The 12,526-nt window shown below is 64.2% G+C and carries 10 protein-coding genes; 5 read left to right on the top strand and 5 right to left on the bottom strand.

Going from position 1 to position 12,526, the window contains the following annotated elements:
• Position 1: 1 nt before the first annotated feature.
• The 5 genes from KAJ83_RS01390 to ssb form a co-directional block, all read right to left on the bottom strand.
• Positions 2–1,126, bottom strand: a complete 1,125-nt coding sequence (locus tag KAJ83_RS01390) for a glycosyltransferase (protein ID WP_210680225.1) — start codon at positions 1,124–1,126, stop codon at positions 2–4.
• 67 nt (positions 1,127–1,193) lie between these two features.
• The gene (coaD, locus tag KAJ83_RS01395; protein ID WP_210680226.1) at positions 1,194–1,712 is read right to left on the bottom strand and encodes a pantetheine-phosphate adenylyltransferase; all 519 of its coding nucleotides are present in this window, start codon (positions 1,710–1,712) and stop codon (positions 1,194–1,196) included.
• A gap of 43 nt (positions 1,713–1,755) precedes the next feature.
• Entirely contained in the window at positions 1,756–4,536 is a 2,781-nt protein-coding gene (gene gyrA / locus KAJ83_RS01400; RefSeq protein WP_343221937.1) for a DNA gyrase subunit A, read from the bottom strand.
• A gap of 519 nt (positions 4,537–5,055) precedes the next feature.
• Positions 5,056–6,372 (bottom strand): uracil-xanthine permease family protein, encoded by a 1,317-nt coding sequence (locus KAJ83_RS01405; protein WP_210680227.1) that lies wholly within the window; start codon positions 6,370–6,372, stop codon positions 5,056–5,058.
• A 116-nt stretch (positions 6,373–6,488) separates the two neighbouring features.
• Entirely contained in the window at positions 6,489–7,016 is a 528-nt protein-coding gene (ssb, locus tag KAJ83_RS01410; RefSeq protein ID WP_210680228.1) for a single-stranded DNA-binding protein, read from the bottom strand.
• Positions 7,017–7,397: 381 nt separating this feature from the next.
• Between ssb and KAJ83_RS01415 the strand changes: the two genes are divergently transcribed.
• From KAJ83_RS01415 to KAJ83_RS01435, 5 genes are all read left to right on the top strand, one after another.
• On the top strand, positions 7,398–8,597 hold the full coding sequence (locus KAJ83_RS01415) for an ABC transporter substrate-binding protein (protein ID WP_210680229.1): 1,200 nt from the start codon (positions 7,398–7,400) through the stop codon (positions 8,595–8,597).
• Between the two features lie 119 nt (positions 8,598–8,716).
• Positions 8,717–9,499, top strand: coding sequence for an ABC transporter ATP-binding protein (locus tag KAJ83_RS01420; protein WP_210680230.1), 783 nt, complete (start codon positions 8,717–8,719; stop codon positions 9,497–9,499).
• Positions 9,496–10,203, top strand: a complete 708-nt coding sequence (locus KAJ83_RS01425; RefSeq protein ID WP_210680231.1) for an ABC transporter ATP-binding protein — start codon at positions 9,496–9,498, stop codon at positions 10,201–10,203. Before KAJ83_RS01420 ends, KAJ83_RS01425 begins: the two co-directional genes overlap by 4 nt.
• A gap of 1 nt (position 10,204) precedes the next feature.
• A complete protein-coding gene (locus tag KAJ83_RS01430; RefSeq protein ID WP_210680232.1) occupies positions 10,205–11,221 on the top strand; it encodes a branched-chain amino acid ABC transporter permease in 1,017 nt (338 codons plus the stop codon).
• Positions 11,218–12,516, top strand: a complete 1,299-nt coding sequence (locus KAJ83_RS01435; RefSeq protein ID WP_246484144.1) for a branched-chain amino acid ABC transporter permease — start codon at positions 11,218–11,220, stop codon at positions 12,514–12,516. The genes KAJ83_RS01430 and KAJ83_RS01435 overlap by 4 nt, the downstream gene beginning before the upstream one ends.
• Positions 12,517–12,526: the final 10 nt, after the last annotated feature.

Genomic DNA, 12,526 nt, shown 5'->3' on the forward strand with positions numbered 1-12,526 from the left:
TTCAGCCCGGGGAAAGGCGGCGATAGAGCGCGCCCCAGGCCGCCGCATTGGTGGCGATGCCGTATCGGGCCTCGGCGCGCGCCCTGCCGCCGGCGGCGAGCGCGCGCCGACGGTCCGGATCACCGCGCAAGGCCTCGACCGCGCCGGCGATCGCCTCGACATCCCCGACCGTGGTTACGACACCCGCCGGGGCCATGCCATCCCAATCCGCGATCAGCATCCGGTGCGCGTCGCCACAATCGGTCGCGATGACGGGCGTTGCGCAAGCCATCGCCTCGCCGATCGAATTCGACATTCCCTCCCCGTAACGGGAGGTCGAGATCAGCAGATCCGATGCATTCAGGATATCCGGGATATCGCCGCGCCGGCCGAGACCGTGAAGATTGGACGGTCCTTTCAGCGCCTCCGTCCCCCGGCCGACCGCCAGGAAATGCACATCCGGCAGGCGCGCGGCGACCGCCGCCAAGGTCTCATACCCCTTCATGGGATCGACACGGGCGACCGTGGTACAAACGAAATCCGCATCCGATAGGCCAAGTTCCCGGCGCAATGCCCGCCCCGCGCTGTTATCGCCCGCGCTGTTATCGGGGGTGAAGTGCGCCAGATCGAAACCGTTCTCCACCACCTCGAAACGCTCCGGCCGATAGCCGAGGGTCCGGTGGACATCATATCCCGCATGGGAATTCGCGACGATCATATCCGGCGCGCGACTGAGCCAAGCGCCTGCCCGCACGGAGGTGCGCAGAAGCGGCGAATAGTCGGAAAAATTCATGTCCGAGCAACGGATTCCCCAAACCAAGCGCGGACGCGCCCCGCCCGTCCCCCAGAGCGAGGCCAAAGCCGCGAGATTCGCGTAATACATCCACCCCTGGACGATATCCGGGCGGCGCGCGCGAACAGCCCGGCGCAGACGAAGCAGATCGAGCGGCGCCGTCGGTAGCCGCATGTTCAAGCAATCGAGAGGAACGCCCGCCGCACGGACCTGTTCCGCGAAAAACCCGGGGCCGCGAAGACACAGAACGCTATGATCGATATCGCCGCCGCGCGACTGCATGAGCAGATTGACGAGCGCACGTTCGGCCCCGCCCGCTTCCAGATCCACCAGGACATGAAGGACGTGAGTCACCGGCCGCCGCTCCCACTCCCGCGCTCATGCTTGGTCGCGTCCGGCCGCGTCCCGCGCGCGGCGCGTATCACCGCCCCATCTGCTGGAACTTGGCATCCAGCGCGCGCATCACGCGCGGGCTGACGAATTGCGAGATGTCGCCGCCCAACTGCCTGATTTCCTTAACGAACCGGCTGGATATGAACTGGTGGCGCTCGGACGACATAAGGAAGACGGTCTCCACCTCCGTATTGAGGCGCGCGTTCATCCCCGTCATCTGGAATTCATATTCGAAGTCGGATACGGCGCGCAGACCGCGCACGATGATCTCCGCCCCCGACTGCTCCGCCCAATGCATCAGCAGTCCGCTAAAGGGTTTCACCTCGATCACGGCGCTAAGGCTCGGCGCGAGGGTCGCGATCTCCGCCTTCACCATGGCGACCCGCTCCTCCAGGGAGAAGATCGGTCCCTTCCCCGCATTGGTCGCGACGGATACGATCAGCTTGTCGCACAGATGCTTCGCCGCGCGGCTGATGATGTCCATATGGCCGTTGGTGATCGGATCGAAGGTTCCGGGATAGATTCCGATCCGTTCCGTCTTCGACATGGGCCTTCCCCCCCGTCTCCCTCGCCTCGCGTGGCGCCGGCGATCAGGCCTCGCCGTCGCTCCCGTCGCCATCATCCATGACGCCCGGGGCATCTTCCGCGCCGTCGTCGGTGGAACCGGGGGTGTTCGTTCCGATCACCTCCGCCTCCTCGTCGGGCGGCATTTCGCCTTCCTCCCCCTCGTCCGTCAAGCGCGCGACGGAGACGACGCGGGCGCCCTCCGCGATATCGAACAGGCGGACGCCCTGGGTGTTCCGGCTCTTCGGCGTCAACTCATCCAGCCGGCAGCGAATGATCTGCCCGCCGTCCGTGACAAGCATCAACTCATCGCGCCCCGTATCGACCCAGAAGGAGGCCGCGACCAGGGCTCCCTTGGTCTTCATGTTGTTGATGCCCTTGCCGCCCCGCCCGGTCACCCGGTAGTCGTAGGCGGAGGCCAACTGCCCCATGCCCTTGTCGGAGATGGTGAGGATGAACTCCTCGTTTTCCCGCATGGCTTGGAAGGCGGGGGTCTCCAACTGCGCCGCGCGTTCCTCGTCGCGGGCGCGGTCCTCTCCTTCCGCGCTTCCCGCCTCCTCGCTCGACGATGCCAATCGGCGCGCCGCCGACGCCGCCTGCAGATAGGCGGTACGCTCCTCCGGCGTCGCTTCCGAATGGCGCAGCACGGCGAGCGAGATCACCTCATCCCCATCCGCCAGCCGGATACCCCGCACGCCGACCGAGTTCCGCCCGACGAAAAGACGCACGTCCTCCACCTGGAAACGGATCGACATCGCGCCGGCGCTCGCCAGAAGCACATCCTCGCCCGGCTGGCAGGGTTTCACGTCGACCAGACGGTCTCCTTCCTCCAGCTTCATGGCGATCTTGCCGTTCGCCTTGATATTGGTGAAATCGGAGAGCGCATTGCGCCGCACATTACCGCTGGCCGTCGCGAACATGACGTTGAGGCCGTCCCAACTCGCCTCGTCCTCCGGCAACGGCATTATGGTCGTGATGGCCTCGCCCTCCTGCATCGGCAGCAGATTGACGAGCGCCTTGCCACGGGCCTGCGGACTGCCGAGCGGCAGCTTGTAGACCTTCATCTGGTAGACCATGCCGCGCGAGGAGAAGAACAGCACCGGCGTGTGCGTCGAGGTGACGAAGACCCGGGATACGAAATCCTCGTCCTTCATCGCCATGCCGGTGCGGCCCTTGCCGCCGCGCCGTTGCGCGCGATAGGTCGAGAGCGGCACGCGCTTGATATAGCCGCCGTGGGTCACGGTGACGACCATCTCCTCGCGCTGGATCAGATCCTCGATATCGTGCTCGAACTCGTTCTCCTGGATCTCGGTGCGCCGGGGGGTGCCGAAGCGCTCCTTGATCTCCAGAAGCTCCTCCTTCATCACCTCGTAGCGGCGTGCGCGGGATGCCAGAATCGCCAGATATTCGCGGATTTTCTCCGCGATCTCCCGGGTTTCCTCCTCCAGCTTCTCGCGTTCCATGCCGGTCAGGCGCTGCAGGCGAAGCTCCAGGATGGCGCGGGCCTGCCGTTCGGAGAGCCAGGCCTCCTGCCCCTCGATCCGGGCTTCCGGATCGTCGATCAGCTCCAGATAGGGCAGGATCTCCGCCGCCGGCCAGGAGCGCCCCATCAGCGCCTCGCGCGCGGACTGAGGGTCGGGTGCGGCGCGGATCAGTTCGATCACCGGGTCCAGATTGGTGATCGCCACCATCAGGCCGGTCAGGATATGCGCGCGGTCGCGGGCCTTGGCGAGTTCGAAGGCCGTGCGGCGCTTGATCACTTCCTCGCGGAAGTCGGTGAAGCTGCGCAGCACGTCGCGCAGGCGCAGCAATTGCGGCCGCCCGCCGTCGAGCGCCAGCATGTTGACGCCGAAGCTGGTCTGCAGCGGAGTGAAGCGGAAAAGCTGGGCCTTGATCACTTCCGGCTCGACGCCGCGCTTCAACTCGATGACGACGCGCACGCCCTCCCGGTCGCTCTCGTCGCGCAGATCGCCGATCCCCTCGATCGTCTTATCGCGCACGACCTCGGCGATACGCTCGATCATGCGGGCCTTGTTGACCTGGTAGGGGATTTCGGTGACGACCAGTTGCTGGCGGTCCTGGCCGCGCTCCTCGACGTCGATGCGCGCGCGCATGGCGATGGAGCCGCGCCCCGTCGTATAGGCCGCGCGGATACCGGCGCGGCCCAGGATTATCGCGCCGGTCGGGAAATCCGGACCGGGAACGAGTTCCATCAGTTGATCGTCGCTGATCGCCGGATCGTCGATCCAGGCGATGCAGGCATCGATCACCTCCCCCAGATTGTGCGGCGGGATGTTGGTCGCCATGCCGACGGCGATACCGCCGCCGCCATTGACCAGCAGGTTCGGATATCGCGCCGGAAGGACGGTGGGTTCCCGCTCCGACTCGTCGTAGTTCGCCTGGAAATCGACCGTATCCTTGTCGATATCGTCGAGCAGCGATTCCGCCGCCTTCGCCAGCCGTGCCTCGGTATAGCGCATGGCCGCGGCCGCATCGCCGTCCATCGAGCCGAAATTGCCCTGCCCGTCGATCAGCGGCAGGCGCATGGAAAAATCCTGCGCCATGCGGACCATGGCGTCATAGATCGCCGAGTCGCCATGCGGATGGTATTTACCCATGACGTCGCCGACGATGCGCGCGGACTTGCGATAGGGCTTGGTGCTGTCGTAGCCCCCTTCCTTCATCGCGTAGAGGATGCGCCGATGCACCGGCTTCAACCCGTCGCGCACATCCGGCAACGCCCGGCTGACGATAACGCTCATCGCGTAATCGAGATAGCTGGAGCGCATCTCGTCCTCGATCAGGATGGTCGAGACGTCGCGATTGGGATCATCCGGCCCACCGCCGGCGGGAGGCTCGCCCGGAGGCGGCGTGACGGGGGGCTGGGCGGGTGCGTTATCGTCGCTCAAGGGACACTCTCATGAAGGCTACGCGAACCGGGACAAAAGCGCCCCGAACATGGGCCGGACACGGGGCCGCCGGGGCGCTTCTCATATGACAGTTCTGTTAGCACAGGGGACCGGGCGTTAACACCCAAATCGGCCCCTTTCCAGGGTCGGGACGGGGCACGGGAAAAGGCGCATTTTATATTTATTTTCAATGATATAAATAATGCGCTTTCGACCCGTGGAGGGCAGCGCCCTTGCCATCGGCCCGACCCTGCCCGCATTGTTGGAAAAGCCCCTGAAAACCGCCGAATCGGGAAAATGTGCGCGCCCCGCGATTGAGCGAAGCACCCATTCGTTTCGATACCCGGTCGCCATCCCCGTCCACCTTTATCCAAGGCGGTCGATCGAGGACGGCGTGCCGTCGATGTCCCGGAATGCCTATTCGCCCAGCGCCTCGAACATCCGCTCGTTCTCGGACGCGTCGGGACGGCCGGGCAGCAGCAGGTTCAACACGACCCCGACGATCGCGGCGAGCGCCATGCCGGCCACCTGCAGATTCTCCGACACCTGGATCAACGCACCGCCCACCCCGATGGTCAGGATGACCGAGGCGATCACCAGATTGCGCGTGTGGCCGAGATCGACGCGATTATCGATCATCATCCGCAAACCCGAAGCCGCGATGATGCCGAACAACATGATCGAGATGCCTCCCATCACCGGCACCGGAATGGTGGAGATAAAGGCGGATACCTTGCCGATGAAGCCGAAAATGATGGCCAGAACCGCCGCGCCGCCGACGACGAAGACGCTGAAGACCCGGGTCACGGCCAACACGCCGATATTCTCGCCGTAGGTCGTGTTCGGGGGGCCACCGATCAACGAGGCCAGGATGGTCGCCAACCCGTCCCCCAACAGCGAGCGGCCGAGCCCCGGCCGGCGCAGGAAATTACGGCCGACCACCTTGCTCAGCACCATCTGGTCGCCGATATGCTCCGCCACCGGCACGATGGCCGCGGCCAGGAAGGAGACGATGATCGCTTGCTGGATGTTCGGGCTGTAGGTCACGAAGGGGATGGAGAAATCCGGAACCTGGAAGAAGGGGGCATCCACCACCTGCTGGAAATCGACGAGGCCCAGCGGCAACGCGATCAGATAACCGGCCCAGATTCCCACCAGGACCGGAATCATGGACAGGAAGTTCCGAACCAGCGTCGCGCAGAGAATAGCGACCAACAGACTGGCCAGCGCCACCGCGAAATAGGTGCCGTTATAAGTGAAATCCGCGCCGACACCGCCCTTTGTCGCCATATCGACGGCGACGGAGGCGAGGCCGAGCCCGATCACCATGATGACCGGCCCAACGACAACCGGCGGCAACAGACGCATCAACCAATTGACGCCGAAGAAGCGGATCAGGGTCGAGATCACGACATAGACGAGCCCGGCGACGAAGCAGCCGACGAGCGCCCCTTCCGGTCCAGCCGTGGCGGAGGCGGCCAGGATCGGCGCGATGAAGGCGAAGCTGGAACCGAGATAGGCGGGAATCCCCCCCTTGGTCACCAGCATGTAAAGCAGCGTGCCCGACCCGCTGGCCACCAGGGCGACGGCGGGCGACAGCCCGGTGATGAGGGGAACCAGGACGGTCGCCCCGAACATCGCGAACAGATGCTGCAGACTGAGAAGCGCCCAAGCCGGCGCCGCCGGCTTTTCATGCAAATCCAGCGCGACGCGCCGATCGTCCGAAACCGCCATCGACCATCCCCCTGATTGTCGGATTTTCATGCCAAGTCGCCAGCCTGACGCGATTCGCCGATCACCGCACCGCGGTTCCCATATTCCGGCCCCTCTCCCGCCCTCGCGGCGATGAATCAGAACGGAATATCGTCGTCCAGATCCTGGCTGTAGTCATTCCCGCCGGAACGTCCCCCGCCTCCGGAACCACCGCCCGATCCGCCGCCCGGTCCACCACCGTAACCGCCACCACCGAAGCCGTCATCGGGGCCGCCACCATAACCACCGCCGCCGCCCCCGGAGCCGCCGCCGGAACCCCCGGGTCCGTCGAGCATGGTCATATTGCCGCCGAACCCGCGCACGACGACCTCCGTCGTATAGCGATCCTGACCCGACTGGTCGGTCCATTTGCGGGTCTGGAGTTGCCCTTCGATCAAGACCTTGGAACCCTTCTTCAGGTAACGCTCCGCGATCTCGGCGACCTTGCCGAAGATCACGACCCGGTGCCATTCGGTCTTTTCCTGGTTATTGCCGTCGCGGTCGCGCCAACGTTCCGAGGTGGCGATGTTCAGATTGGCGACCTTGTCGCCGCTCTGCATCGTGCGAACCTCCGGATCGCGCCCGAGATTCCCGACCAGGATGACCTTGTTCAAGCTGCCGGACATCGATCCCTGCCTTCCATTTCATACGATCGTGGATTTCCGCGCGTGGCGTAGCAAAGCTCGCGGTGCCTGCCAAGCACGCGCGGCTCCGCGCCTCGCATATGCCGCCGGGTCGTCCAGCGGCGTTTTTTTTTCAATCTGCTGCGTCTTCCGTCTCTGCGGCGTCTTCCGCCAAGGAATGCCGCGCACACAATAGCGCACCACATGCGACCCGCCCAGCGCCGACATCCAGTGCCGACATGGCGGCTCCGCCAAGCCATCGCGCGGCCCCCGGCCGACGCGAATCCCCGCGAGACAACCATTTAGGACGGGTGGCGTCGTCCCTTCTGATATGTATACTGAGCGCCGAACGATAACACTCCTCTAAGACAGGGAAGGTTCACCATGAGGAAATTCTTAGCCACCCTTCTGACGGCGGCCGTATCGACCGGCGCCCTGGCCGGTGGGGCCTCGGCGCAGGATGCCGTGAAAATCGGCATGCTTCAGGGCTTCACGGGCCCGACGGAGTCGCTCGTCAAGCCGATGGCGCTGGGCGGTGAGATGGCGATCAAGGAAGTGTCGGACAGCGGCATCTTCCTCGGCGGTCGGGAAGTTGTCTCCGTGCGCGGCGACAGCACCTGCATCGACGCGGCGGCGGCGACCGCGGCGGCGACCCGCCTCGTCACGTCCGAGGGCGTCGTCGGCATCAATGGCGCGACCTGCTCCGGCGCGACCACGGCCGTCCTCAACAACGTCGTGCGCGCCAATGGCGTCGTCATGATCTCGCCGTCGGCAACCTCGCCGGCGCTCTCGACGATCGAGGATGACGGCTACTTCTTCCGGACCGCGCCGTCCGACGCGCGCCAGGGCCAGATCATCGCGGATATCCTTCAGCGTCGCGAGATCGGCACCGCCGCTCTCACCTACACCAACAACGACTACGGCAAGGGCTTGGCCGACGCGATCCAGGCCGCGTTCGAGAAGAACGGCGGCACGATCACGGCCGTCGCCGCGCATGAGGACGGCAAGGCCGACTATTCGGCCGAAGTCGGCACGCTCGCGGCCGCGGGCGGCGAGGTTCTGATCGTCGCCGGTTATCTCGACCAGGGCGGCAAGGGCATGATCCAGGCTTCCCTCGACACCGGCGCGTTCGACAAGTTCGTGCTGCCGGACGGCATGGTCGGCGAATCGCTGACGGACAATTTCGGCGACGCGCTCGACGGCTCCATCGGCACCAACCCGGGCACCGACAGCCCCGGCGCCGATATGCTGGCGAAGCTGTCCGAGGGCAAGGATTTCAAGGGCGACGATCCATACGTCCCGGAATGCTATGATGCCTCCGCGCTGCTGCTGCTCGCCATGCAGGCGGCCAACTCCACCGATCCGTCCGTCTATAAGGACAAGATCATGGAGGTCTCCAACGCGCCGGGCGAGAAGATCTTCCCGGGCGAACTGAAGAAAGGCCTGCAGATTCTGGCCGATGGCGGCGACATCGACTATGTCGGCGGCACGGCGCTCGAGATGATCGAGCCGGGCGAATCCGCCGGCAGCTTCCGCGAGACGGAAATCAAGGGCGGCAAGTGGGAAACGGTGATGTACCACTAAGGTACGCACCGACCACGGATATCGGGAACGGTCAGGGCAACACCCTGGCCGTTCCTTCTTTGTCCCTTTGAAAAGCAAGTCACAGAAAAACAAGCCACTGAAGAATCCGGGCGGTCGATATGATAACCGTTGAGAACGTCGCCAAGCATTTCGGCGGCATCCATGCGGTCGATGGTGTCTCGCTGTCGATCGAGAAGGGGTCGATCACCGGGTTGATCGGCCCGAACGGCGCGGGAAAATCGACGCTGTTCAATATCATCGCCGGGGTCTTCCCCCCCTCCTCCGGCAGGATTTACCTCGACGGGGAGGACGTGACGGCGCTCCAGCCGCACGAGCTCTTCCACAAGGGGCTGCTTCGTACGTTCCAGATCGCGCATGAATTCTCCACCCTGACGGTGCTCGAGAACCTCATGGTCGTTCCGGGCATGCAGGAAGGGGAGCAGCTGCGCCACAGCTGGTTCAATTTCAGCCGTGTGAAGGAAACCGAGGCCCGCATCCGCGATCGCGCCCGGGACGTGATCGAATTCCTGGAGATCGCGCATCTGGAGAACGAGCTCGCCGGCAATCTGTCGGGCGGCCAGAAGAAATTGCTCGAACTGGGCCGGACCATGATGGTGGACGCGAAGATCGTCTTCCTGGACGAGGTCGGCGCGGGCGTGAACCGAACACTGCTCAACACCATCGCGAAATCGATCAAGCGCCTGAACGAGGAACGCGGCTATACCTTCTGCCTTATCGAGCATGACATGGATTTCATCGCCCGGCTTTGCGACCCGGTCATCGTGATGGCCGAGGGCAAGCTATTGACCCAAGGCACGATCGAGGAGGTCAAATCGAACGAGGAGGTCATCGAGGCCTATCTCGGCACCGGGCGCACCCAGAAGCGGAAGGCCGAGGCATGAGCTTTCTATCTGCGACGGGAATGACCGGCGGCTATGGTGCCGGCGCCGACATCATCCATGATTGCACGATCACCGTCGAGGCCGGCGAGATCGCCGTCGTGGTCGGCCCGAATGGCGCGGGAAAGTCGACCGCGATGAAGGCGGTCTTCGGCATGCTGGGGCTGCGGGAGGGCAAGGTCCTTCTCGATGGTGAGGATATCACCCAGATGGCCCCGCAGGACCGCGTGCCGAAGGGCATGGGGTTCGTGCCGCAGAACCGCAACGTCTTCGTCTCGCTTACCGTCGAGGAAAACCTCGAAATGGGAGCCTTCATCCGCAAGGACGATATCCGCGAGACGAAGGATCAGGTCTTCTCGCTTTTTCCCATTTTGGCGGAGAAACGCAATCAGCCGGCGGGCGAACTTTCCGGCGGTCAACGCCAGCAGGTCGCGGTCGGCCGCGCGCTCATGACGCGCCCGCGATTGCTTATGCTGGATGAGCCGACGGCCGGCGTCTCGCCGATCGTCATGGACGAGTTGTTCGACAAGATTCTGGAGGTGGCGAAAACGGGGGTCGCCATCCTGATGGTCGAGCAGAATGCCCGGCAAGCGCTCGAAATCGCGGATCACGGCTTCGTGCTGGTCCAGGGGCGTAACCGGTTCACCGATACGGGCGAGGCGCTTCTCGCGAACGAGGAAGTGCGCCGTTCCTTCCTGGGGGGTTGAAGTGGAGGACATCGTCAACGCCTTGGCGCTGTTCGCGAATTACGTCGCCGTTCCGGCGACCGCGTACGGTGCCCAACTCGCGCTCGGCGCGCTCGGGGTCACGCTGATCTTCGGGATTCTACGTTTCGCCAATTTCGCCCATGGGGAGATGATGTCCTTCGGCACCATGGCGACCATCCTGGTCACCTGGGGTCTGCAGGACGCGGGCATCGGCCTCGGCCCCTTCCCGACGGCGCTGTTGGCGCTGCCGGTCGGTATTCTCGCGGCCATCACCATGGCCCTTGTCGTGGACCGGACAGTTTTCCGCTTCTATCGACGCCAACGGTCCAACCCGATCGTCTTCGCGATCGTATCGGTCGGCGTCATGTTCCTCCTGGCCGGGCTGGTGCGCATCATCATCGGCCCGGACGACCAGAGCTTCGCGGACGGCGCGCGCTTCGTCATCAACGCGCGTGAATTCAAGGAACTGACCGGGCTGGAAGAAGGCATCGCTATCAAGCAGACCCAGATCATCACCGTCGTGGTGGCGGGCGCGGTCGTGGCCGCGCTCTTCTGGTTCCTGCAGAAGACGCGTTCCGGCAAGGCGATGCGCGCCTATTCCGACGACGAGGATCTGGCCCTTCTTTCCGGCATCAGCCCGGAGCGCGTGGTCGCCATCTGCTGGATCATCGCGGCCGCCCTGGCGGCGATCGCGGGCACGCTCTACGGTCTCGACAAGACCTATAAGCCCTTTATCTTCCTGCAGATTCTGCTGCCGATCTTCGCCGCCACCATTCTCGGCGGCATCGGCCAGCCGGTCGGCGCCATTCTCGGCGCCTTCATCGTCGCCTTCTCGGAAGTGATGGTGACCTACGCCTTCCGGAAATTCCTCGCCTATCTCGGTCCTCAGGACTGGGCGCCCGACGGCTTGGTGCAACTGCTCTCGACCGACTACAAGTTCGCGGTCTCCTTCATCATCCTGGTCGTCGTCCTGTTAATCCGGCCGACCGGCATCATTCGAGGGAAGGTCATCGTATGACGAAGAAGGTCGCGCTCCTTTATGGCCTGATGCTGCTGGTGCTGGCGATCGTCGGCATCTTCCAGAGCTGGAACGTCGCGTTCGGCATCTTCAATCTTTGCTTGATCTCGGCGATCATGGCGCTCGGCGTGAACATGCAATGGGGCTATGCCGGGCTGTTCAATGTCGGTGTCATGGGGTTCACCGCCCTGGGCGGGCTGGCGGCGGTGCTTGTTTCCATGCCGCCGGTCGCGGAAGCGTGGCAGGTCGCCGGCGGCGATATCGCGCTATCGATCCTCAGCCTGATCGGCACCATCGCCGCGATCATCGCCGCGCGCCACTATGCCCCGCGTATCCTGCGCATACCGGTGACCATCCTGCTATTGATCGTCGGGTATTTCGTGATCGGCCATTTCTTCAACCCGGCGACGGAGGCGATCGAATCGATCGACCCCGCCTTGACGGGCTATCTCGGCGGGCTCGGCCTGCCGGTTCTGATCGCCTGGCCGGTCGGCGGGCTGGTCGCCGCCGGTGCCGGGTGGTTCATCGGGCGTATCGCACTCGGCCTGCGGGCGGACTATCTGGCGATCGCGACGCTTGGCATCTCCGAGATCATCATCGCCATCATCAAGTACGAGGAATGGCTGTCGCGCGGCGTGAAGAACGTGACCGGCATTCCGCGCCCCGTCCCCTACGAAGTCGATCTGGTCGAGACCGACTGGTTCATTTCGCTGGCCAATTTTTTCGGCGCCAATGACATCAACGACGCCGCCGGCCTGTTCGTGAAATTGTGCTATGCGGTCCTATTCATCGCGGTTCTCGCCATCATCATGTGGTTCGCGGAGCGCGCGCTGAAATCGCCTTGGGGGCGCATGATGCGGGCGATCCGCGACAATCGCGATGCGGCCGCCGCCATGGGCAAGGATGTGAAGGCGCGCCATCTGCAGACCTTCATCCTCGGCTGCGCGGTCTGCGGCGTCGCGGGCGCGATGCTGACGACGCTGGACGGCCAGTTGACGCCGACCAGCTATATCCCGCTGCGCTATACCTTCCTGATTTGGGTCATGGTGATCCTGGGCGGGTCCGGGAACAATTGGGGGGCCGTGCTGGGCGGTTTCGTCATCTGGTTCCTGTGGGTGGAGGCGGAACCGCTCGGCAACTGGTTCATGCAGACGATCACTATCCCGTTGCCGGAGGATTCAAGCCTCGCCCAACATCTCGTGAATGGCGCGGCCTATACGCGTTATCTGCTGATGGGGGCGATCCTGCTGCTGGTCATGCGTTTCGCGCCGCGCGGGCTGATACCGGAGCGGTAGCAGCGGATTC

The organism is Marivibrio halodurans (genome assembly GCF_017963645.1).
GTDB lineage: Bacteria > Pseudomonadota > Alphaproteobacteria > UBA8366 > Aestuariispiraceae > Marivibrio > Marivibrio halodurans.